The sequence below is a fragment of the Actinomycetospora sp. 2LY8.5 genome (assembly GCF_057180585.1).
Map to the genome: position 1 here is coordinate 1 of NZ_JBXUHE010000048.1, position 22,201 is coordinate 22,201.

The 22,201-nt window shown below is 74.0% G+C and carries 24 protein-coding genes; 14 read left to right on the forward strand and 10 right to left on the reverse strand.

Translation table 11 applies throughout. The features are described from left to right. Positions 1-118 precede the first annotated feature (118 nt). Positions 119-1,066, reverse strand: coding sequence for a carbohydrate ABC transporter permease (locus tag AC2A1K_RS31035; protein ID WP_483900213.1), 948 nt, complete (start codon positions 1,064-1,066; stop codon positions 119-121). A gap of 52 nt (positions 1,067-1,118) precedes the next feature. Then, positions 1,119-2,441 carry an ABC transporter substrate-binding protein gene (locus AC2A1K_RS31040; RefSeq protein ID WP_483900214.1) on the reverse strand — a complete coding sequence of 441 codons (1,323 nt, stop codon included), beginning with the start codon at positions 2,439-2,441 and terminating at the stop codon, positions 1,119-1,121. 277 nt (positions 2,442-2,718) lie between these two features. On the opposite strand from AC2A1K_RS31040, the gene AC2A1K_RS31045 reads away from it, so the two are divergent. Next, complete coding sequence (locus AC2A1K_RS31045; RefSeq protein ID WP_483900215.1) at positions 2,719-3,717, forward strand: LacI family DNA-binding transcriptional regulator; 999 nt, start codon at positions 2,719-2,721, stop codon at positions 3,715-3,717. On the opposite strand, the gene AC2A1K_RS31050 is transcribed toward AC2A1K_RS31045, so the two are convergent. Continuing rightward, on the reverse strand, positions 3,714-4,187 hold the full coding sequence (locus AC2A1K_RS31050; RefSeq protein WP_483900216.1) for an SRPBCC family protein: 474 nt from the start codon (positions 4,185-4,187) through the stop codon (positions 3,714-3,716). The genes AC2A1K_RS31045 and AC2A1K_RS31050 overlap by 4 nt on opposite strands. 51 nt (positions 4,188-4,238) lie before the next feature. Then, the gene (locus tag AC2A1K_RS31055) at positions 4,239-4,541 is read right to left on the reverse strand and encodes a hypothetical protein (RefSeq protein WP_483900217.1); all 303 of its coding nucleotides are present in this window, start codon (positions 4,539-4,541) and stop codon (positions 4,239-4,241) included. Positions 4,542-4,621: 80 nt separating this feature from the next. On the opposite strand from AC2A1K_RS31055, the gene xylB reads away from it, so the two are divergent. Both xylB and AC2A1K_RS31065 read left to right on the forward strand, forming a co-directional pair. Continuing rightward, complete coding sequence (gene xylB, locus AC2A1K_RS31060; RefSeq protein WP_483900218.1) at positions 4,622-6,019, forward strand: xylulokinase; 1,398 nt, start codon at positions 4,622-4,624, stop codon at positions 6,017-6,019. 181 nt (positions 6,020-6,200) lie between these two features. After that, positions 6,201-6,707 (forward strand): Hsp20/alpha crystallin family protein, encoded by a 507-nt coding sequence (locus AC2A1K_RS31065; protein WP_483900219.1) that lies wholly within the window; start codon positions 6,201-6,203, stop codon positions 6,705-6,707. Between the two features lie 329 nt (positions 6,708-7,036). On the opposite strand, the gene AC2A1K_RS31070 is transcribed toward AC2A1K_RS31065, so the two are convergent. Continuing rightward, positions 7,037-8,644 carry a DEAD/DEAH box helicase gene (locus AC2A1K_RS31070; RefSeq protein ID WP_483900251.1) on the reverse strand — a complete coding sequence of 536 codons (1,608 nt, stop codon included), beginning with the start codon at positions 8,642-8,644 and terminating at the stop codon, positions 7,037-7,039. Positions 8,645-8,842: 198 nt separating this feature from the next. Between AC2A1K_RS31070 and AC2A1K_RS31075 the strand changes: the two genes are divergently transcribed. Then, positions 8,843-9,943: a M4 family metallopeptidase gene (locus AC2A1K_RS31075; RefSeq protein WP_483900220.1), complete on the forward strand. Its 1,101-nt coding sequence runs from the start codon at positions 8,843-8,845 to the stop codon at positions 9,941-9,943. Between the two features lie 37 nt (positions 9,944-9,980). Continuing rightward, the gene (locus AC2A1K_RS31080) at positions 9,981-10,292 is read left to right on the forward strand and encodes a protealysin inhibitor emfourin (RefSeq protein ID WP_483900221.1); all 312 of its coding nucleotides are present in this window, start codon (positions 9,981-9,983) and stop codon (positions 10,290-10,292) included. 127 nt (positions 10,293-10,419) lie between these two features. Here the strand turns inward: AC2A1K_RS31080 and AC2A1K_RS31085 are convergent, their stop codons facing one another. The 3 genes from AC2A1K_RS31085 to ilvD form a co-directional block, all read right to left on the reverse strand. Next, positions 10,420-11,166 (reverse strand): hypothetical protein, encoded by a 747-nt coding sequence (locus tag AC2A1K_RS31085; protein WP_483900222.1) that lies wholly within the window; start codon positions 11,164-11,166, stop codon positions 10,420-10,422. A 130-nt stretch (positions 11,167-11,296) separates the two neighbouring features. Then, positions 11,297-11,713 carry a GNAT family N-acetyltransferase gene (locus AC2A1K_RS31090; RefSeq protein WP_483900223.1) on the reverse strand — a complete coding sequence of 139 codons (417 nt, stop codon included), beginning with the start codon at positions 11,711-11,713 and terminating at the stop codon, positions 11,297-11,299. Next, positions 11,706-13,400 carry a dihydroxy-acid dehydratase gene (gene ilvD / locus AC2A1K_RS31095; RefSeq protein ID WP_483900224.1) on the reverse strand — a complete coding sequence of 565 codons (1,695 nt, stop codon included), beginning with the start codon at positions 13,398-13,400 and terminating at the stop codon, positions 11,706-11,708. The genes AC2A1K_RS31090 and ilvD overlap by 8 nt, the downstream gene beginning before the upstream one ends. 200 nt (positions 13,401-13,600) lie before the next feature. Here ilvD and AC2A1K_RS31100 point away from each other — a divergent pair, with 200 nt between their 5' ends. Continuing rightward, positions 13,601-14,032, forward strand: a complete 432-nt coding sequence (locus AC2A1K_RS31100; protein ID WP_483900225.1) for a hypothetical protein — start codon at positions 13,601-13,603, stop codon at positions 14,030-14,032. A 112-nt stretch (positions 14,033-14,144) separates the two neighbouring features. After that, positions 14,145-14,699, forward strand: a complete 555-nt coding sequence (locus tag AC2A1K_RS31105; protein WP_483900226.1) for a YceI family protein — start codon at positions 14,145-14,147, stop codon at positions 14,697-14,699. Positions 14,700-14,818: 119 nt separating this feature from the next. Here the strand turns inward: AC2A1K_RS31105 and AC2A1K_RS31110 are convergent, their stop codons facing one another. After that, a complete protein-coding gene (locus AC2A1K_RS31110; protein ID WP_483900227.1) occupies positions 14,819-16,084 on the reverse strand; it encodes a protein kinase family protein in 1,266 nt (421 codons plus the stop codon). Positions 16,085-16,267: 183 nt separating this feature from the next. On the opposite strand from AC2A1K_RS31110, the gene AC2A1K_RS31115 reads away from it, so the two are divergent. Then, entirely contained in the window at positions 16,268-17,023 is a 756-nt protein-coding gene (locus AC2A1K_RS31115) for a hypothetical protein (protein WP_483900228.1), read from the forward strand. Here the strand turns inward: AC2A1K_RS31115 and AC2A1K_RS31120 are convergent. Further along, positions 16,941-17,975, reverse strand: coding sequence for a YihY/virulence factor BrkB family protein (locus AC2A1K_RS31120; protein WP_483900229.1), 1,035 nt, complete (start codon positions 17,973-17,975; stop codon positions 16,941-16,943). The two genes, AC2A1K_RS31115 and AC2A1K_RS31120, sit on opposite strands and share 83 nt — an antisense overlap. A 151-nt stretch (positions 17,976-18,126) precedes the next feature. Here AC2A1K_RS31120 and AC2A1K_RS31125 point away from each other — a divergent pair, with 151 nt between their 5' ends. The 6 genes from AC2A1K_RS31125 (at position 18,127) to AC2A1K_RS31150 (ending at position 22,194) form a co-directional block, all read left to right on the forward strand. After that, positions 18,127-18,621, forward strand: coding sequence for an inorganic diphosphatase (locus tag AC2A1K_RS31125; protein WP_337712761.1), 495 nt, complete (start codon positions 18,127-18,129; stop codon positions 18,619-18,621). Between the two features lie 16 nt (positions 18,622-18,637). Continuing rightward, the gene (locus AC2A1K_RS31130; protein ID WP_483900230.1) at positions 18,638-19,150 is read left to right on the forward strand and encodes a DUF308 domain-containing protein; all 513 of its coding nucleotides are present in this window, start codon (positions 18,638-18,640) and stop codon (positions 19,148-19,150) included. 59 nt (positions 19,151-19,209) lie between these two features. Beyond that, complete coding sequence (locus AC2A1K_RS31135) at positions 19,210-19,542, forward strand: putative quinol monooxygenase (RefSeq protein WP_483900231.1); 333 nt, start codon at positions 19,210-19,212, stop codon at positions 19,540-19,542. A 49-nt stretch (positions 19,543-19,591) separates the two neighbouring features. After that, positions 19,592-20,743 carry a DUF3500 domain-containing protein gene (locus AC2A1K_RS31140; RefSeq protein ID WP_483900232.1) on the forward strand — a complete coding sequence of 384 codons (1,152 nt, stop codon included), beginning with the start codon at positions 19,592-19,594 and terminating at the stop codon, positions 20,741-20,743. A 159-nt stretch (positions 20,744-20,902) separates the two neighbouring features. Then, positions 20,903-21,184, forward strand: a complete 282-nt coding sequence (locus tag AC2A1K_RS31145; RefSeq protein WP_483900233.1) for an antitoxin — start codon at positions 20,903-20,905, stop codon at positions 21,182-21,184. Positions 21,185-21,360: 176 nt separating this feature from the next. Further along, the gene (locus AC2A1K_RS31150; protein ID WP_483900234.1) at positions 21,361-22,194 is read left to right on the forward strand and encodes an SDR family NAD(P)-dependent oxidoreductase; all 834 of its coding nucleotides are present in this window, start codon (positions 21,361-21,363) and stop codon (positions 22,192-22,194) included. Positions 22,195-22,201: the final 7 nt, after the last annotated feature.

The window sequence follows — 22,201 nt, forward strand, 5'->3', positions numbered from 1 at the left end:
ATCAACAAGCCGTGATTGCGCTCGCTCGCCGGCGGGTCAACGTCCTGCACGCCATGTTGCGCACCCGCCAGCCTTACCGTCTCGACCATCGGCCGGTCCAAGCCGCTTGACAGAAGCATTAGGCAGCTGCCTCCTGCTCGCCGCTGAACGAACGGAAGATCAGGCGCAGGGCGAAGTTCGCCGCGATGAGGGTCAGGATCACCACGACCACCCCCATCGCCGCCGACTGTCCGATGTCGAAGCCCAGGAAGGCGCGCTGGTAGATGTAGAACGGCAGGTTCGCGCTGGCCACACCCGGTCCGCCCTGGGTCATCATGTAGACCGTGTCGAAGGTGTTGACCAGGTAGATCGTGCCGAGCACGACACCGAGCTCGATGAAGCGGCGCAGGTGCGGCAGCGTCAGCTCGCGGAACGTCGACCACGCACTCGCCCCGTCGACGCGGGCCGCCTCGAGCTGGTCGGTCGGCATGCTCTGCAGGCCCGCGAGCAACAGCAGCATCATGAACGGCGTCCACTGCCAGACCAGCGCGGCCATCACCGAGGCCAGCGGGTAGTTGCTGATCCACTCCGTGCCCGACGCCCCGAACGGCGAGAGCACGAAGTTGACGAGACCCAGCGTCGGGTCGAGCAGCACCGTGCGCCACAGCAGCGCGGCCGCCACCGGGGTGATGAGGAACGGCGTGATGAGCAGCGTGCGCACCACCCCGCGTCCGAGGAACTGGCGGTTGAGCAGCAGCGCCAGCAACAGGCCGAGGACCACGGCGATGAGCACCGAGCCCAGCGTCATGACCACGGTGTTGAGCGCGACCTGGCGGAACTGGCTGTCGGCGAAGACGTCGAGGTAGTTCGCGAACCAGACGAACTCCTGCGACCCGGGCCGCACCAGGTTCCACGACTGCAGGGAGTAGTAGAGCGTCAGGATGAACGGGATCTGAGTGACGATGATCGTGAAGATCAGCGCGGGCAGCAGGGGCCCCCGGCGTCGCCAGCCCTCGGCCTTGTCGACCATCGGCTTGCCGCCTGCGCTCTCCGGCGCGGCGGGGCGTTCGTCCAGTGTGGCTGTCATCGGCCGGCTCCAGCTCCCCTGTCGGCGTGCTGAGCCGACTGCTTGGTGTCGCTCATCGCTGGTAGCTCTCCCCCACCGTCTCCGCGTAGTTCTGCGACTGCTCCAGGGCCTCGTCCACGGTGATCTGACCGGCGATCGCGGCGCTGATCTGCTGGCTGACGCGGGTGCCGAGGTCCTGGAACTCGGGGATACGGACGAACTGCACCCCCTGGTACGGGACCGGCTGCACGGTCGGCTGCTGCGGGTTGGCCCGCTGCAGACCGTCGAGGATCAGCGGGGCGTAGGCGCTCGCCACCTGCTGGTACTGCGGGACCTGGTAGGTCGACTGCCGAGACCCGGGCGGTACCGACGTCCAGCCGACGTCGGGGTTGGTGCCGGCCTTCAGGATGTAGTCCTTGCTCGTCATCCAGGACATGAACTGCCAGGCCGCGTCCTTGCGGGGCGACGTCTGCGGGATGCCCAGCGACCAGGTGTAGAGCCAGCCCGAGGACGGGGTCGCGACGGTCGGCGCCGGCGCGTAACCGATGCGGCCGGAGACCGTGGACTCCGCCGGGTCCTCGACGGTGCCCGCGGCCGACGTCGCGTCGTACCACATGGCGACCTGGCCCTGCCCGAACTGCGTGGCGCACTCGGAGAAGCCGGACTGCGAGGCGCCGGGCTGGCCGTGCTGGCGGACGAGGTCGACGTAGAACTGCACGGCGTTGCGCACCTCGGGCGAGGTGAGCTGGGCCTGCCACTGCGGGTCGAACCAGCGCCCGCCGAAGGTGTTGATGACGGTGTCGAGCGGGGCCATGACCTCGCCCCAGCCGGGCTTGCCGCGCAGGCAGATGCCGCGCTGCTGGCCCGGGCCCTGGTCGAGACGCGCCGCGTACTCGGCGACCTGCTGCCAGGTGGGCTGCGCCGGCATCTGGATGCCGGCCTGCTCGAAGAGGTCCTTGCGGTACATGAGGAACGACGACTCGCCGTAGAACGGCACCGAGTACATCCGGCCCTCGTACGACAGCGAATCGCGCACGGTCGGGATGAAGTCGGCGCGGTCGTAGCCCGGGGTGGCGGCCATGTAGGGCTCGAGGTCGGTGAGCCAGCCGTTCTGCGCCCACTGCGGCGTCTCGTAGTTCGAGATCATCACGATGTCGAACTCGCCGCCGCCGGTGGCCACCGAGGCGGTGATCTTGGCGCGGGCCTCGTTCTCCGACAGTGAGACGAAGCGCAGGCGGATCCCCGGGTGTTCGGCCTCGAACTCCGGCGCCATCGAGATCGCGTCTTCCATCTGCGGGTTGGACACGATGGCGACGGTGACCGTCTCGACGCCCTCCTCGGCCCCGAGCGCGCCGGCTCCGGAGCACCCGGCGAGGAGCCCGAGAGTCGCCACCATCGCTCCGAGCACCGCCGGAAGCCGGCTCCGCCCCCGCCGCGCCGCGCCGCGCATCGCGTCTCCCGCCCGCCGTGTCCGCCGATCCCACCCGACCGCCGCCCGTCGACCGTGATGTGGGCCACGTGCGGTGGGGTGACCGTAAAGGTGCTCTCAGTAGCATGCAAGCGCTTAACCGCGTCAGTGGCGCGGGAAGCGCCGACCGTCCAGGTCGGGGTACAAACACACATCGACGGTCGCCGCTGATCGGACGACATCGCCGGAAGACAGGAGCCGCGCCATGGCCACGATGGCGGACGTCGCGCGGATGGCCGGCGTCTCCACGGCCACGGTGTCGCACGTCCTCAACGGCACGCGCCCGGTGCGCGCCCGGACCCGCGAGCTCGTCCTCTCGGCGGTCGCGGCCACCCACTACACGCCGAACACCGTCGCCCGCTCGCTCGCCACCGCGCGCACCACGACGATGGGCCTGGTGCTCTCGGCGATCTCCAACCCGTACTTCGGCGAGCTGCTGAGCGCCGCCGAGAACGCGGCCGCCGCGGCGGGCTACACGCTGCTGCTCGTCGACCCGCACGAGGACCCGGACTACGAGCTGACCGTCGTCACGCGGCTGCACCACCACCGGGTCGACGGGATGGTCGTGGCGCCCTCGGCGCGACCCGAGGCGGCACTGGCCTACCTGCGGCGCCACGAGGTGCCCACGGTGCTGCTCGACCGGCTGATCGACCCCGCCCACGACCAGGTCGGCACCGAGAACCGCGAAGCCACCGCGGCACTGACCGGCCACCTCGCCGACCACGGCCACACGCGGATCGCGCTGATCACCGGCCTCGAAGGGCTCGCCACCACCGTTGAGCGGCGTGACGGGTACCGCGATGCCCTGGCGGCCCGCGGCCTGCCCGTCGACCCCGACCTCGAGGTCAGCGGGTCCTCGGCCACCGAGCCCTCCCGCGCGGCGACGCAGCAGCTGCTCGGCCTCGAGGAGCCGCCGACCGCGATCGTCGCCGGGAACAACAGCATGGCCATCGGCATGATGCAGGCGCTGCGCGAAGCCGGGCTGGAGGTGCCGTGCGACGTCGCCGTCGCGGCGTTCGACGACTTCCCCTGGGCCGACCTGTTCTCGCCGCGCCTGACGGTCGTCGCCCAGCCGTTCGGTGAGATCGCGACCACGGCCGTGGAGCTGCTGCTCGCGCGGATCGCCGACCCCGACACCCCGCCCACCACCCGGCGGATCGCGCCGCAGCTGCGGATCCGGGAGTCGTGCGGCTGCCCGCGCTAGCTCAGGCCTGCGAGATTGTCCAAGGACCGGCGCAGGTGGTCCTCGCCGAACGGCGGGAAGCTGATGTGCTCGCGGAGGAACGCCGGCACCGCCGACCAGTCGTAGGTCAGCGTCACCTCACACGCGTCCGGGCCGACGGCGAGGAGGTCGTAGCGCCACGTCCAGCCGCCGTAGCCGATCTCCCCGTCCGGGCCGTACTGGCCCGGCTGCCACGCGATGGCCCGCGGCGGCTCGAAGAGCTCGACCCGGTTGTGCATCCGGTAGTCGCCGTCGGGGTGGTTGCTGTGGAACATCCCCATGCCGAAGATCTGCCCGGCGCCGGTGATGGCGTCCGCGTCCAGCGGCTCGCGCACCCAGCCGGTGCCGTCGATCGCCGCGTGGTGCGCCGGGTCGGCGAGGACCGCGAACACCGCTCCGACCGGTGCGTCGATCCGCCGCGTCACGCTCAGGACGTCGGTGACCGTGTCCATCGTGGGACTCCCCTTCGTTCGTCGAAAGTCCTGTAACGATATCGTGCGATTTCAGTCAAGGACAATCATGTGCGGCGGGGGCGCCCGTCGATCAGCCCACCGCGGGTGACGCCGGTCGCCCCGGATCCGCCCCGATGGCGCCGGGGCGTGGAGACGGACCTCGAGCCGGGTGGCGGGCGCGAGCTCCTGGACGCGCAGCCCCGGGCGGATGGTGACGACGTCGTCGCGGTGGACCAGGGCGACCGAGGTCGCCGACCCGACGTCGGCCCCGCCGGGCGCGGGTGAGCACGACGACCTCCGTCGTCCCCGTGGCCCCTGGCCGACCAGCGCGTCGACCATGCGCAGCGAGAGCATGTCCTCGCCGGCGACGACGAACCGCTCCCGGAACCCTCGCCGATCACCTCACGGACCCTCGTCCTGGGGATACTGCGGGCATGGCGCGTTCTACGACGTACGTCGCCGGGGTCGACTCCTCGACCCAGGCCACCAAGGTCCTCGTCGTCGATCCGACCGACGGCAGCGTGATCCGCGAGGCGCGGCGGCCCCATCCCGAGGGGACGGAGGTCGACCCGCGCGCCTGGTGGGACGCGCTGGCCGGCGCGCTGGGCGAGGTCGGCACGGACGACGTCGCGGCGATCGGGGTGGCCGGTCAGCAGCACGGGATGGTGCTGCTCGACGAGGCCGGCGAGCCGGTGCGCGACGCGCTGCTCTGGAACGACACGCGCTCGGCGCCCGACGCGCGGGCGCTGATCGACGAGCTCGGCGGTCCCGCGGCGTGGGCCGACGCCGTCGGCACCGTCCCGGTCGCGAGCATCACCGCCACGAAGCTGCGCTGGACGTCGCGGGCGGAGCCCGACAACGCCGCCCGGGCGCGCTCGGTGATGCTGCCGCACGACTGGCTGACGTGGCGCCTCGCCGGCGCCCCGACCGAGCCGACCACCGACCGCGGCGATGCCTCGGGCACCGGCTACTGGTCGACGGTCACCGGCGAGTACCGCCCCGACCTGCTCGAGTTGGCGTTCGGGCGGGACCTCGCGGTGCCGCGGGTGGCCGGGCCCGGCGAGGTCGTCGGCCACACCCCGGACGGGCTGGCGATCTCCGCGGGCACGGGCGACAACGCCGGCGCGGCGCTGGCGATCGGGCCGGGGCCGGGCGAGATCGTGATCTCGATCGGCACCTCCGGCGCCGTGTTCACCGGCCACGACCGGCCCTCCACCGACGCCTCCGGGCTCGTCGCGGGGTTCGCCGACGCGCGTGGGGGCTACCTGCCGCTGCTCGCCACGCTCAACGCCGCCCGGGTGCTCGGAGCCGGCGCGGCACTGCTGGGCGTGGATCCTTCCGGGTTCGACGCGCTCGCCCTGGACGCGTCCCCGGGCGCGGGCGGCTTGACCCTGCTGCCGTATCTCGACGGCGAGCGCACCCCCAACCGCCCCGAGGCACAGGGGCGCTACGTCGGGCTGACCACGACCAACGCGACCCGCGAGAACCTGGCGCGCGCGACCGTCGAGGGCATGCTGTGCGGGCTCGCGGACGCCGTCGACGCCCTCGTCGAACAGGGGGTGCCGGCGCGCCGGGCGTTGCTGATCGGCGGCGGCTCGCGCTCGGGCGCGGTGGCCGACCTCGCGCCCGACATCCTCGGCCTGCCCGTCGAGGTGCTCTCGCCCCAGGAGTACGTGGCTCTCGGCGCCGCACGCCAGGCCGCCTGGGCGTTGCACGGCGAGGAGCCCGGCTGGACCGTGGCGCGCGAGACCACCCGCGAGGTCACCGACTCCTCGATCTCCGGGACCGTGCGCGCCCGCTACGCCGACGTCCGCGACGGCCGCGCCCACTAGTCACCCTCGCGTACGAGCCGCCTCGGCCCGGCGGCCACGCTGACGTTCAACGTCGGGAGGTCCACCAGCTCGGCCAGCACCGGGTTTCTTGGCGTTCAGGGAATTGAGCGAGCCGGACTCATGTTGCATGAGTCGAGGGCCCGCAAGGACGGGCCGCCTTCGCATCGAGAGGGAACCCATCATGACCAGCTTGATCCCCTGGGGCCCGCGCTTCGTCGACCCGTTCGCCGTCGCCCCGGCCCTGTTCCGCCGTCCCGGCCCGAGCCGTGGGCAGGCCTGGTTCGCGCCGACCACCGACGTGGTGCGTGACGGCGACGACGCCGTCGTTCGCCTCGAGCTGCCCGGCGTGGACGTCGCCAAGGACGTCACCGTCGAGGTCGACGGTGACCGCCTGAGCGTCCGCGGTGAGCGCCGCGACGAGCAGTCCGGCGAGGGCTTCCGCCAGAGCCGCTACGGCTCGTTCCGCCGGAGCTTCACCCTGCCGCAGCACGTCGACGCCGATGCGGTCTCCGCGTCCTACGACGCCGGCGTCCTGACGCTGCGTGTCGCGGGCGCCCACGCCGAGGCCACCGAGCCCGGCGCCCGGCGCATCGCCATCGACGGCGTCGCGAGCCCCGATGCCGCCGCGTCGACCGAGTCCGCCGAGTCGCCCACGTCGACGGACGAGGCGGGCAGCGCAGCCGCCTGACGCCCCTGCGCCACAGCGAACGGGTATCTCGCTGCGACGACACGCACGGAAGTCCCCGTTGATCACGACCTGACGGGACACCCCGACGCCCGCGGAGCCATCCGGCTCCGCGGGCGTCGCCGTGTCGGCGTGTCGGGCGAGCGACGGTGTGGCGGTCCTGGCGACGGACGCCAGCGATGCCGCATCGCCCGTACCGGGAGCGACCGATCGAGCTGGTGGATGTCCTGCCGTTCACCGTCAGCGTGGCTACCAGGCGGACGCACCACGCCAACCTCGGAGCGCGACGACGCTCACGGCGCAGAGATCAGCTACGCACGGTGAGAAATCGGTCAGCGTCCTCGGCCGCGGCCCCGGCCCGCGCTCGACCGGGCGGAGTGCGCCGCCGCGGAGTGCGCGGCCGGCGGGGTCGAGCCCTGACCGCCGCCGGAGGACGACCCCGACCGGGCACGGCCGCCACCGGACGAGCCCGCGGACGACCCGCCGCGCCGGGGACGGCCCCCGCCGCTCGAAGCACCGGCCGAGGCACCGACACCGGAACCCCGACCCCCGCCGGATCGACCGCCCCCCGAGCGACCGCCACCCGAGCGACCGCCACCCGAGCGACCGCCACCCGAGCGACCGCCGCCACCACCGCCGCCACCACCGCCGCCCCCGGCGGACCCGGAGCGCCCGGCCCGACGCGACCCGCCGGAGCCGCCCGCCGGCGCAGGCGGCGCCGGCTTGCGGGACGCCGACTCGGGACCGTTCTCGGGATCGACGCGGGGCGCGGGCTCGCCGACGAGCTCGACGATCTCGCGCGCACCCGGCGTCACGGTCGCGGTCCGCGGCGTGATCCCCGCCTTGCGCGTCATCGACGCGACCTCGGAGCGTTCGGCCGGCGGCACGAGCGTGACGACGTCACCGGCCGACCCGGCGCGCGCGGTGCGCCCGGACCGGTGCGTGTACGCCTTGTGCTCGGCCGGCGGGTCGACGTGCACGACCAGCGCGACGTCGTCGACGTGGATGCCGCGCGCCGCGATGTCGGTGGCCACCAGGACGCGCACGTCCCCGGACGCGAAGCCCGCGAGGTTCCGGTCTCGGGCCGGCTGCGACAGGTTGCCGTGCAGCTCGGTCGCCGGGATCCCGGCCGCGGTGAGCTGGCGGGAGAGCTTGCGGGCCGCGTGCTTGGTGCGGGTGAACAGCATGCTGCGCCCGTGGCCTGCGGCGAGCTCGTTGACCACGGCCGTGCGGTGGGTGGGGTCGACCGTGAAGACGTGGTGGGTCATGTCGGGCACCGGCTCCCGCGCGGTGTCGACGCTGTGGGTCACCGGGTCGTGCAGGAACTCCCGCACCACGCGGTCGACCTCGCCGTCGAGTGTCGCGGAGAAGAGCATCCGCTGGCCGTCGCGCGGGGTGCGGCTCAGCAGGCGGCGCACGGCCGGCAGGAAGCCGAGGTCGCTCATGTGGTCGGCCTCGTCGAGCACGGTGACCTCGACACGGTCGAGGTCGACCAGACCCTGCCCGAGCAGGTCCTCGAGGCGTCCGGGGCAGGCGATGAGCAGGTCGACCCCGCCGCGCAGCGCCTCGGCCTGGCGGCCCTGGCCGACGCCGCCGTAGACGACGGTCTGGCGTAGCCCGAGGGCCTCGGCGAGCGGCGCGAGGGCGTCGCGAACCTGGCTCGCGAGCTCGCGGGTGGGCAGCAGCACGAGGCCGCGGGGCCGCTTGGAGATCCTGCGCCCGCCGGCGAGGCGGGACAGCAGCGGCAGCCCGAAGGCCAGGGTCTTGCCGCTGCCGGTACGGCCCCGTCCCAGCAGGTCCCGGCCGGACAGGGCGTCCGGGATCGCGGCCTGCTGGATCGGGGTGGGGTCGGTGATGCCGCGGGCCGCGAGCTCGTCGACGACCGCGGCGGGGAAGCCGAGGGACGCGAAGGGCGAGCGGGGGGCAGACGTCGTCGGGATGTCGGAGACCTCTCCACGGGGAACGGTGGGGGCCGCGAGCGTCGGCCCGTCCGTCGTGGAGGGGAGACCGCGCCGGGCGCGGTGTGCTGACGACCCACGGGCGCCGGTGCGGCGCCGCGTACTCCCCCAGTCTCCCAGAGATCGATCGCGCGGGTGGGAGCACGGGGGGTGTCGGTGGTCTCGGGCAGACTGACCGGTGTGATCGGCTGCCGCTGCGAGATCGCCCCGCCCACGCTGCTACTGACGGTCGCGGATCGCGGCGGGCGCCGGGAGCGCGACGCGGCGCTGCGCACGCTCCTGCTCTCGGCCGAGCTCCGCTCGCGACGCTCCGCGCTGGGCCCGACGCTGAGGCGGTTCGGCCTGTCCCCCGCCGACCTCGCCTTCCTGCCCGCCGAGGCCGCGGCGGACGGCCCGGAGAACACCGTCTTCGACGTCGCCGGCGGCGAGGAGTCGGCGCTGCCGGGCCGGCGGGTCCGGGGCACCGACGACCCCCCGACCGGCGACGCCGCGGTCGACGAGGCCTTCGACGGCGCCGCCACCACGGCGAGCTTCTTCCGCGAGGTGTTCGGGCGCGACTCGATCGACGGCCGCGGGCTCGACCTCGTCTCGTCGGTGCACTTCGGCCGCCGCTACGACAACGCGTTCTGGACCGGCGACCAGATGGTCTACGGCGACGGCGGGGGTGGCGTGTTCGTCGCCGGCGGGCTCACCCGCGCGCTCGACGTCGTCGCCCACGAACTGACCCACGGCGTCACCCAGTTCAGTGCCGGCCTGGAGTACCGGGGGCAGAGCGGGGCGCTCAACGAGTCGTTCTCCGACGTGTTCGGGGTGCTCGTCAGGCAGCGCACGGAGAGCACGGACGCGACGGCGGCCACGTGGCTCGTCGGCGAGGGCATCCTCGAGCCCGCGCTCGGCGGGGCGCTGCGCAACATGATCGCGCCGGGCACGGCGTGGGACGGCGACGACCAGCCCGCGGACATGGACTCCTACGCCGACCTACCCGCCGACGACGACCCGCGCAACGACAACGGCGGCGTGCACGTCAACTCCGGCATCCCCAACCGCGCGTTCGCCGAGGCCGCCCGCGAGCTGGGCGGGAAGGCGTGGGAGACCGTCGGCCCGGTCTGGTACGCGGTGCTCACGGGCGGACAGCTGGCCCCGACCGCCGACTTCGCCGCCTGCGCGGCGCTCACCGTCGCCGCGGCCGGCGAGCGCTACGGCGTGGGCTCGGCGCAGCAGGAGGCCGTGCGCGGCGGGTGGGAGACGGTGAAGGTCCGGCTCGCCGCGGACCCGCGATGACGGTGGCTTCGACGCGTCGCGAAGCGGAGCCGGAGCGATGAAGGTCAGGGTCGTCCGCTCCGGGGGCGTCGCGGGCATGGTGCTCACCGTGGAGGTCGACGCCGGCGAGCTCGACGCCGACGCGACCGCGCAGCTGACCGGGCTGGTCGACGCCTGCGAGTTCCCGGACCCCGAGCCCGCCGCCACCACGGGGGTCGCCGACGCCTTCGCCTACGAGCTCGCGGTCGAAGGCGACGACGGCGCCGTCCGCCGCACCCGCTTCGGTCAGGGCGGCGCGCCCCCCGGGGCGGATGCCCTGGTGGCGTGGGTGATCGACGGCCCGCACGGACATCGACGACTGGGACGCTGATGGTCGAGGAACCGCGGTGGCGACGGGTCGACCGCCGCGAGGCGGCGGGACCACGACCCGGTTGTTCCCGGAGCACGAGTTCCTGGGCGTCGCCCACGCGCGGGCGCCGCATCTCGCAGAGACCGGGTCACCAGTCTCCGAAGTCGAAGCCTCCGCCGCCGAAGTCGCCGCCGTCGGAACCCGCGTCCATCCCGGGATCCATCCCCGGGTCCGTGCCGCCGTCGAACCCGTCGCCCGTGTCGGCCGCCATCGCGTCGCCCCCGACCGCCGCGGCGCCGAAGCCGGAGAACAGCGCGCTCGCGACCATCATCCCGCCGACGGCGCCGACGCCGCCGAGGAGCATCGGCTTCCACCACGGCTCGGAGTACCAGCCGGCGGGCACGGGGCGCCCGCCGACCATGCCGCCCGGGTAGTAGTGGTTGTTCTGCGCGGACGGCTGCGGCGAACCCGTGACGCTGCGGCCCTCGACGTCGACGGACTGCTCGGCGTCCAGCGCCCCGGCGCGGGACCGCTCGGCGGAGCCGGGGAGCTCGGGGCCGGGGTCCATGCCCATCGCCGTGCGCGCGGCGCGCACGTAGTAGAGGCCCTCGAGCGCGGTGTCGGTGACCAGGCGGTACTGCGGCGCCGTGGTCGCCTGCTCGAGCTGGGAGCCGGCGGCGGTGTAGCGCTCGGCGGCGTCCGCGAGCGCCTGCTTGGACGGGTCGTCGGAGCCGGTCAGGTTCAGCACCTGGCCGCCGAGCCGCTCGTACCAGCGGCGGGCCTCGGCCTCGGCGTCGCCGAGCTGACTCTGGGCGGTGGTGCCCCGTCCCCGCCCGCGCGTGAGCACGAGGGCGAGCAGGCCGCCGATGACGAGAACGATGAGCAGGAGTTCCACGCTCCCCACGATCCCCGCGGGTCCTGAGAGGCGGCTGTGAGGCACCTGGGTGATCGGCACGTTCCGGCGAGGGGCACCCCTCGCCCGTCTACCCGACCGGAGGTGCCCATCGGTCGGACGAACCGGGAGCTCAGGGCCGCCGCATCGGCACGTGCGGGATCCCGTCCTCGTCGTAGCCCGGGCCGTCGACCGCGAAGCCGAGGCGTTCGTAGAACCCCCGCGCCTGCACTTGGGCGCCGAGCACCACGGGGCCCTCGATCCCCGACAGTACTGCGCGCATCAGCGCCGCTCCGGCGCCGGTGCCGCGGTGCTCGGGCGCGGTGACGATCCGCCCCAGCCGCACGTCACCACCGTCGTCGAGCACGCGCAGGTAGGCGGCGATCTCGCCCGACGGCCCGCGCGTCCACACGTGCTCGGCGGCGGCGTCGAGGCCGTCGAGCTCCTGGTAGGCGCAGCCCTGCTCGACGACGAACACGCGCACCCGCAGCGCGAGAAGGTCGTAGAGGTCGCGGATCCGGAGGTCCTCGAAGCGCGCCCGTTCAGGCAAACCCGACCACGGCACCCTCGGCCGCGGACCCGACGAGGCGGGCGTACTTGCCGAGCACGCCGGTGCGGTGCTTCGGCGGCGGTGTGGTCCAGCCCTCGCGACGCGCCGCCAGCTCCTCGTCGGGGACCAGCAGATCCAGGGTGCGGGCGGCGAGGTCGAGCCGGATGCGGTCGCCGTCGCGGACGAACGCGATGGGGCCGCCGTGGTCGGCCTCGGGCGCGACGTGGCCGACGCAGAGCCCGGTCGTGCCGCCGGAGAAGCGGCCGTCGGTGAGCAGCAGGACGTCCTTGCCGAGACCCGCGCCCTTGATCGCGCCGGTGACCGCGAGCATCTCGCGCATGCCCGGACCGCCCCGCGGGCCCTCGTTGCGGATCACGACGACGTCGCCGGGCTGCAGCCCGTCCGGGCCGGACGCCTCGACGGCCGCCATCGCGCCCGCCTCGCCGTCGAAGACCCGGGCGGTACCCTCGAACGACGCCGTGTCGAAGCCCGCCGACTTCACGACCGCGCCGTCGGGAGCCAGCGAGCCGCGCAGGATCGTCAGCCCGCCGGTGGGGTGGATGGGGTTCGACAGCGGACGCAGGATCTCGCCGTCGAGGCCCTCGGGGCGCAGCTCCTCGAGGTTCTCCGCGACCGTCCTCCCGGTGACGGTGAGGCAGTCGCCGTGGATCAGCCCCGCGTCGAGCAGGGCCCTCATGACCACCGGGACGCCGCCGACGCGGTCGACGGTGTTCATCATCCAGCGCCCGAACGGCTTGACGTCGGCGAGGTGGGGGACCTTGTCGCCGATGCGGTTGAAGTCGTCGAGCTCGAGTGCGACGCCGGCCTCCCGCGCGATCGCCAGCAGGTGCAGGACGGCATTGGTGGACCCGCCGAACGCCATGACGATCGCGATCGCGTTCTCGAAGGCCTCGAGAGTCATGATGTCGCGGGCCGTGTGGCCGCGCCGGAGCATGCCGACGACGGCGTCGCCGGAGGCGCGGGCGAACCCGTCGCGCCGGCGGTCGGCCGAGGGCGGCGACGACGATCCGGGCAGGGACATCCCCATCGCCTCGGCGGCGCACGCCATCGTGTTCGCGGTGTACATGCCGCCGCAGGCGCCCTCCCCCGGGCAGATCGCACGCTCGATCTCGTCGACCTTCTCCCGGGTGATCAGGCCGCGCGCGCACGCACCGACGGCCTCGAAGGCGTCGATGATCGACACCTCCTTGCCATCCACGGTGCCCGGCATGATCGACCCGGCGTAGAGGAACACCGACGCGAGATCGAGGCGCGCGGCGGCCATGAGCATCCCGGGCAGCGACTTGTCGCAGCCGGCGAGCGTGATCGTCCCGTCGAGGCGCTCGGCGGACACCACCGTCTCCACCGAGTCGGCGATGACCTCACGACTCACCAGCGAGTAGTGCATGCCGACGTGGCCCATGGAGATCCCGTCGGAGACCGAGATCGTGCCGAACTCCATGGGATAGCCGCCGGCGTGGTGCACGCCCTCCTTGGCCGCAGTGGCCAACCGGTCCAGCGAGAGGTTGCACGGGGTGATCTCGTTCCACGACGACGCGACGCCGATCTGTGGCTTGGCGAAGTCGTCGTCGCGCATCCCGACCGCGCGCAGCATCCCGCGGGCCGCGGCCCGTTCCATCCCGTCGGTGACGTCGCGGCTGCGGGGCTTGAGGTCGGCCTGCTCCATGAGGCGAAGGTAACGCTTGTCCCTCTCCGGGGCCGGGGGCAGACTCGCGCGCATGACCGGGGAGACGCTCGAGCCGTTCTGGCCGAGCCGTCGGTACGACGCCTTCGACGAGCGCTGTCGCCGGACCGCCTGAGCACCCCCGTCCGGGTGGGTGCCCTGTTGTGTGTCCCCTCGCGACCCCTGCTCTGGAGCCCAGCACCGTGACCCTCGCCCCGCCCAGCGTGGTCGTCCTCGATCGTGTCGACCACGGTCTCGTCACCCCCGCGGGCGGATCCCGCGACCTCGACGCGATGCTCGACCGGGCCCGCGCCGCGGAGGCCGACGGCGTCGCCGTGGTCGTCATCCCGTGCGGCGCGGAGAGCGCCCCGGAACGCCACCACTGGCCTGCGACCGCGCAGGCGCTGGCCGTTCTGCTCGCGACCACGACCGTGCGGGTCGCGGTGAGCGTCGTCCCCGCGGCCTGGGAGCCCGACGCGATCGCCCGCTTCGCCCGCAGCGCCACGGGGCTGGCCGGCGACCGGCTGATCGTCCAGGTGCGCGGCACGGGCGCGGAGGCCTTCGCCGGCGCCGTCACCGCCCGCTGGGACGGCCCGGTCGTCGTGGGCGACGGGGACCTCGGCACCCTGGCCTGACACCCGCACCCGACGAGACCCCCGTCACAGCGCGGCCTCATAGTTGACGGCTCAACCGACAGTGCTAAGCTGTGCCCTGAAAGTTGATGCTTCAAGTCCCACGGAGGACGACATGACCGAGACCGCCGCGCCGACCCTCGAGCTCGCGGGTGACTACCAGATCGACCCCGCGCACACGCGCATCGGTTTCACCGCTCGGCACGCCATGGTCACCAAGGTCCGCGGATCGTTCGGTGAGTTCCGGGGCACCGCCTCGATCGGCGAGGACGCGTCGCTGTCGTCGACCGAGATCGTCATCGCCGCCAACAGCCTGGACACCGGCCAGGAGCAGCGCGACGGCCACGTCCAGGGCGACGACTTCCTCGCCGTGAACGTCTACCCGGAGATCACCTTCCGCTCGACCTCGGTCGAGAGGGACGGCGAGACCTTCACCATCACCGGTGACCTGACGATCCGCGACACCACCAGGTCCGTGACCGTCCCGTTCGACTTCACCGGCCTCGCCAAGGACCCGTTCGGCAACGTCCGCGCCGGCTTCGAGGGCGCCACCACGATCAACCGCAAGGACTGGGGCATCACCTTCAACGCCGCGCTCGAGACGGGCGGCGTGCTCGTCTCCGAGAAGATCGGCCTCGAGTTCGACGTCTCGGCCATCAAGCAGGCCTGACGCTCCACCTCTGCGGCGGCACCGACAACGGCCCGCGCCCCCACCGGGGACGCGGGCCGTCGTGCCTTCGCGGGACGGCCGGAGCGGGACGGCCGGAGCGGGACGGCCGGAGCGGGACGTCAGAGCACCGCGTCGAGCAGGCCGCCGACGAGACCGCGGCCCGCGCGGGAGTCGGAGCGCCCGTCGTCGCCGGCGCCGTCCCCGTCGTCGGCGCCGCTGCCGGAGTCGGTGTCCTGCTCCTCGGTGTCGGAGCCGGCGGAGCCTTCGTCGGAGTCGTCCGATCGCTCCTCCGAGCGGCTCTCCGGCCGCTCCTCGGAGCGGTTCCCGGATCGGCTCTCGGACCGGCTCTCGGACCGGCTCTCGGAGCGGTGCCGGACGGAGGACGCGGCCCGCACACCCGAGGACGAGGAGCCACCCGAACCGGCCCGGTTCTCCCCGGGCGGCGGGGGCGACGGCGCGGCCTCCGGATCCGCGGCCGCGGCATCGGGTCCCGGGTCGGGGTCGGGGTCGGGCACCAGCAGGGCACGGGCCGGGGCCAGCCCGGGGCCGGGGCCGAGCACCGCCGGCTCGCCGATCGTGCCGGCGACCACGGAGGCGGGGGCACTGCCGACGCCCGCGCCGAACGCTCCACCCAGGATCGCGGCCGCGAGGAAGGCCGCGAGCACCGTGACCCGGGAGCGACCGGACCGGCGCCGGGCCGACAGCCCGCGGGAGGCGGCGCACTGCCGGGGTCGCCCGCGCCCGGCGACCGCCGCGGCGTGGGCCGCCAGGCCGGCGCGCAACCGCTCCCGCGCGCCGGTGTCGGCGGCGTCGAGCACCAGGGCGCGCACGGCGTCGACGACCTCGTCCGACGCCGCGGGAACGACCGGGAGCCGGCCGGTCGCGGCGACGACGGCGACGTGCGCCAGCCCGGCGACGTCGTCCTCCGGCGTGGCGTCGGCCGGGGCGGGTGCGCCGCCACCGGTCCAGCGGGGGCCGAGGGCGGGGTCGAGCAGCACCGCGTCGGCGCGGACGCCGCCGTGCGCGAGACCGCGGCGGTGCAGACGGCCCAGTCCCACGGCGAGGCGGGCGACGAGCACGGCGGCCGCCTCCGGGTCCCGCGGACCGGCGTCGTCGAGGCTCCCGTCGCGGGCGAGCGGCATGACGACGAACGGCCCGTCGGCCCCGTCGGGGGCGCCGTCGAGAACCTCCATCGCCCGGTCGGGACCGAGCCGCTCGCGCAGGAGGGCGTCGCGCTCCCATCGATCCCGCCCGTCGGCCCCGGGGAACGACTTGATCACCACGTCGCGCTGCAGGAGGACGTCACGCGCCCGGTGGACGCTGCTCGTGGCTCCTCCGAGGCGCTCGTGGAGGCGATAGCGATCGGGAGGGGACGCACTCGCCACGCGGGCTCCTTCGCGGACGGGGAGGAGTGGACGCCGCGGAGGTGCAGCGGAGACGGGCCTGATCATCAGGTCGCGACGACCCCGAGTACCACTCGCCGTGCCGTTGGAACCCCGACTCCACGCGATCGGGGCCCTACGTCGACCGGCGTACACGCCGTCGGGGGCGTCCCCGGGATCGCCCCGATGTCCCGGGAGCCCGTGATCACGACGCTGGTCGTCGTGACCACCCTCCGGGCCACCAGGCACTGGCGCCATCTGCTGGTGTGGCTGCACGTCGTCAGCTCCACGGCCTGGATGACCGGGGCCGCCGCGCTCGCGATCCTGCTCGGCCTCTCGCGCAGCGACCCGGCCGTCGCCGGCGCCGCGGTCGCCATGGCGCGCCACCTCGACGTGTACCTGCTGGCCGTCGCGGCCAACGCGTCGACGACCACGGGTCTCGTGCTGGCGTGGACGACGTCGTGGGGCCTGGTGCACCACTGGTGGGTCGCGGCCAAGGCGGCGATCACCCTCGTGCAGCTCTACGCCGGGATCGCGATCCTCTCGCCGGTGCTCGACGAGCTCGCCGCCGGTGGCGCGCCGGCGCCCGCGGGACAGGTGGCGGGCGCGAGCACCATGGCGTCGGCGGTCGCCGTCCAGGCGTGGCTGTCGGTGGCGAAGCCGTGGTCGCGCACACCGGTGGCACGGCGCGATCGGGCGCGGGGTCGCACGAAGCTCCCGCAGGCCGGGGCGTCGCTCGTCGCCGCCGGGGTCCTCGCTCCGGTCGGCGACGTCGCCCTCACCGCCGTGCTCGGCTTCCCGGCGCCGCTGCTGGAGGTGGTCGTCCTCGTCGTGGTCGGGGTCGCGCGGCGCCGGGCGCTCACTCGGACGGCGCCCGCTGCGGCGGCTCCTGCGGCGCCCGCGGCCTCGGCACCCCCGGGGCCGGCTCCTCGTGGAAGGTGACGTCCACCGTCTGGTGGTCCTTCTGCCGCTCGGACTCGGCGTACGACGCGTAGGCGCGGCGGTCGGCGGCCGTGGTGTCGCGGTCGTCGGGATACATGCTGAACAGGCTGCGGGGGTGCAGGCGGCGGGCGAGGACGGCGTCGAGCTCGGCGCACAGCACGAACACCGAAGCCGCCAGATAGATCCAGGCCAGCAGGCCGAGCACGATGCCGAAGAACCCGTAGCTCGCGCTGGCGCCCTGCAGTCGCGTGCCCACGAGCCACGTCCCGGCCGAGAGCAGCACCTGCCAGGTCACGCCGGCCACCACGGCCCCGATCCAGCGGTCGCGCACGCCGACCCGCCGGGCCGGCAGCAGGTGGTAGGCCAGGAAGAACAGGCCGATGTTGACCACCACGCCCACCGCGGTGGCCGTGCCGCGCCCGAGCCCGCCGAGCCCGGTCGTCTCACCGGCCGACGTCGCCAGGGCCGACAGGGCCGCCGTGAGCATCATCCCGACGCCGACGAGCAGCACCACGAGCGCGCCCCGGGCGTAGGCCGCCCAGATGCTCGGGCGCTCCGCGCGCGGCACCGCCCAGACCTCGTCGAGCGCGTGCTGGGCGGCCTGGGTGACGCCGAGGGCGCCGTACACCGCCACGACGACACCGACGACGAGCGCGGCGGTGCTCCCGCTCAGGGTGTGCACGTTCTCCCGGATCTGGTCGCCGATCACCGGCACGTTGCGCAGCGCGGACGAGACGACCGCCTGCTGTGCCACCGGGTCCCCGTGGAGCACGTAGCCCAGCACCGTCACGCCGAGCAGCAGCAACGGGAACAGCGACAGGAACCCGTAGTAGGTCAGCAGCGCGGCGAGGTACGCGCCCTGGTCGTCGACGAACTTGTAGACGACCGCGATCGGGAGCGCCGCCCACCGGTGACGGCGCTGGAAGGCGTCGAACCGCCGCGACACGCCCACCGCATCACCTCCCGACCCACCTGCATCACTGATACCCCGCCGGGGTGGGTATCCACCCTCCCGTCGCCCGGCGCAGGGGTGCAGTGGCCGGCCCCCGGGGCGGGACGCGACACTGACGGCCCCACATGCCGCCGTCACCGGGAGGAGCAGCGTGGAGTTCGACGTGCTGGTCGAAGTGCCGCAGGGCAGCCGCAACAAGTACGAGATGGACCACGAGACGGGACGGCTGCGGCTGGACCGCACCCTGTTCACCGCGACGCGGTACCCCGCCGACTACGGCTACATCGAGAACACCCTCGGCCAGGACGACGACCCGCTCGACGCGCTCGTCCTCGTCCAGCAGCCCACGTTCCCGGGGTGCCTCGTGCGCAGCCGCGCGATCGGGATGTTCCGCATGACCGACGAGGCCGGCGGCGACGACAAGGTGCTCTGCGTGCCGAGCGACGACCCGCGTCTCGAGCACCTGCGCGACATCCACCACCTCGACGAGTACCACCGCATGGAGATCCAGCACTTCTTCGAGGTCTACAAGGCGCTCGAGCCCGACAAGAAGGTCGAAGGGCACTCCTGGGTGGGCCGCGCCGACGCCGAGAAGGAGGTTCGGGCCTCCCTGGACCGCGCCGAGAAGGCGGGCTATCGGACGTGACCCCGGACCTGACGCCGTGACCGAGCCCCCGGACCCGCCGCCGACCATCGCGACCATGCGCACCATCGGCATGGTCTGGGCGGTGGTGGGTGCACTGGCGATCATCGTCGGGGCGTTCGCGACGGTGTCCGCGATCATCATCTTCGGCGTGCTGGCGCTGGTCCTCGGCGCCGGGCTGGTCGGGGTGCAGCACGTGCGGGCGCGCTCGGCGATCCGGGCCTCCCGGACGCTGACGAACACGCCGCCACCCCCCGCGGCACCCCCGTCGGCGGGCCCGCCGGGCCCGCCCGCCCCGCCCGCAGGGTCACCGCGGGCCGCCGACCTGCGGTCCCGCGACCCCGAAGCGCCGGTCGACTCGCCGGAGTCCGGCGGCCCGGACGAGGCCGAGGAGCCCGTCGTCATCGACGCCGAGCCCGAGGACGCCGACAGCGCCTCGGAACGGCGGCGCTCGTCGCGGTCGATCTCCGAGGAGGAGGACGGCACCGGGTCGGCGACCGACGAGGACGACCCGCCCCGCCGGGACGCGTGACCCGTCCGGGACCCGGGTATCGGGCTCTCGACGTCGCTGTCGACCCCTGGAGGCCTCGCGTGCCGACCCCCACACCCACCGAGAACGACCGCAGCCTGCTCACGGTCGTCGCCAGGATGACCGCTCTGCCGGGCAAGGAGGCGGAGCTGCGCGCCGAGCTCGAGCAGCTCGTCGAGCCGACGCTCGCCGAGGACGGCGTCGTCAACTACGACCTCCACGTCGCCGTCGACGACCCGGCGACCTTCGTGTTCTACGAGAACTGGCAGAGCCGCGGCCATCTCGAGGCCCACCTGGCCAACAGCCACCTCGTGGAGTTCGCCGGCAAGCTCGACGAGTACCTCGTCGGCGGGTCCGATGGGCTGATGATCACCCAGCTGCAGCGCATCAAGTGACGCCGGAGACGCAGCAGAAGACCGAGCACGCCGACGGGGGAGCTCGACCATGAACTCCAGCCCCGCCACGCCGCGCACGGTCGCCTCGGCCATGGCCGAGGCGGCCGCGGCGTGGATCGACACCCTCGACGAGGGGCAGCGCGCGACCGGCGTCTGGGACTGGCCCGGCTCGAAGGCCGCCGACGCCGAGCGGGTGCTCTGGTTCTACACGCCGACCGACCACGGCGGGCTCACGCTGCACGAGCAACGACCCCACCAGCAGCGCGCGGCGATGCGGCTGCTGGCCACCGGGCTCTCGGAGGCGGGGTACGTCTCGGCGTCGACGATCATGGGCCTGGAGAACGTCCTCGACCGCACCGAGGGCTTCACCACCGCATTCGCGCGCGACCGCGGCCGCGACCCGGGCATGTACTACCTGCGGGTGTTCGGCGACCCGACCGGTGACGTGCCCTGGTCGTGGCGCTTCGGGGGGCACCACGTGTCGGTCAACCACCTCGTCGCCGGCGGCGAGGCGGTCGCGGGCAGTCCCTGCTTCCTCGGCGCGGACCCGATGGTCTCGCCGCTGCTCGGCGGCCGGGAGCTGCGCCCCCTCGGCGGCATCGAGGACCTCGCCCGGGAGCTGCTGCACGCCCTCGACGGCGAGCAGCGTCCCCGCGCGCTGCTCACGCCGACCGCGCCCGCCGACATCATCGGTGCCAACCGCGTGCGTCCCCGTCCCGGCGACCGGCTCATCCCGCTGCCCGACCTCTGGCGCGGGCACTTCGAGCAAGGTCTCGAGGACCGACTCTGGTCGATGCACGACGGCCTCGAGCGTCAGCTCGGCGTGACCGAGTCCGACCGCGCGGCGACCGAGCTGACCGCGCACCCACGGGGCGTCGCCGGTGCCGACCTCGGCACGGGCCAGCGGGAGATCCTGCGCGCGCTGCTCGACACCTACGTCGGCCGGATGCCGCCGGGGCTCGTCGAGCGCGAGCGGGCCCGTTTCGACGGTGACGCCCTCGACGCCGTGCACTTCGCCTGGGCCGGCGGCGCCGAGCGCGGCGAGCCGCACTACTACCGGCTGCAGGGCCCCCGGCTGCTCGCGGAGTGGGACAACACCCAGCGCGGGGTGAACCACGCCCACTCCGTCTGGCGCGACCCGGGGCACGACTTCGGGCTCGACCTGCTGGGCGAGCACCTCGTCGAGCACCACCTCGGGTGACCTCCCCGAGCCGGTCGTCGCGGTCACCGGCGGCCGGATCCGCGGCCGGCGGCGGGACGGCGACGTCGCCGCGACGATGCGGGACACCGCCGCCGTCACCTCACCGACCCGAAACGGGCACACTCGACGGTGAAGGACCGTTCCCCCGAGGAGGAACCGATGCCCCTGATGCGCAGGGTTGCGGCGCTCGGCGCCGCCGTCGCCGCCGCGCGGCGTTACGCGAAGCAGAACCCCGAGAAGGTCAACCGCTACGCCGACCAGGCCGCGGCGTTCGTCAACAGCCGCACTGGCGGCAAGTACCAGAAGCAGGTCGACTCCGCGGTGCGCCAGGTCCGCAAGCAGACCAGCGTCCCCGGCCGCACCGTGCCGTTCCCCGAGCCGCAGTACTACGGGCCGCAGTCGGCGACGCGCTACCCGAGCCAGCGCACCGACCGTCCCTAGGCTCCCCCTCGTCGCCGGGACGACCGAGGCGCGGGAAGGCAGGGCTGTCCTGCCTTTCCTCGTCGCCGGGATCACTGTCGCCGGGATAACCGAGGTGAGTCGCACGCCGGCAGCGGGCACAGGACGTCCATGGGACACAACGACCCGCTGCCGGCCTCTCACGACCGGTGGACCACGTGAGCGCCCCCGTCCCCGCCACCGTCCTGGTCACCGGCGCGACCGACGGCCTCGGGCGCGGCCTCGCGGAGGACCTCGCAGGCCGCGGGCTGACGGTCCTGCTGCACGGGCGCGACGACGAGCGCGGGAAGGCCGCGGTCGACGAGATCCGACAGGCGACGGGCAACGAGGCCCTGTCCTGGTACCGGGCGGACCTCGCCGAGCTCGCGCAGGTCCGCGACCTCGCCGACCGTGTGGCCGCCGACCACCCCCGTCTCGACGTGCTCGTCAACAACGCGGGCATCGGGGCCGACGTGCCCGGCGGTGGCGTGCGCCAGGAGAGCGCCGACGGCCACGAGCTGCGGCTCGCGGTCAACTTCCTCGCCGGCCACCTGCTCGCGCACCGCCTGCTCGAGCCGCTCAAGGCGGCGGGCGCCGCGAGCGCCCAGGGGCCGGCGCGGATCGTCATGGTGGCGTCGGCGGGTCAGGCGGCCCTCGACTTCGACGACCTCATGCTGCGGAAGGGCTACTCGGGCCGGCGGGCGTACGGCCAGAGCAAGCTCGCGCAGATCCTCGACGCGTTCGACCTCGCCGACGAACTCGACCCGGCCGTCGTCACCGCGACCGCCCTGCACCCGGCCACCTACATGCCCACCAAGATCGTCCCATCGCCGATCAGCACGATCGCCGAGGGCGTCAAGGCGACGGCGCGGCTCGCGGTCGGCCCGGAGCTCGCCGGGGTCACCGGGCGCTACTACAACGGTCTGCGCGAGGCGGAGCCCGAGCCGCAGGCACTGGACACGCTCGCGCGAGCGCGGCTGCGCGCGATCGCCGACGAGCTGACCCGCCCCTGACGGAAGG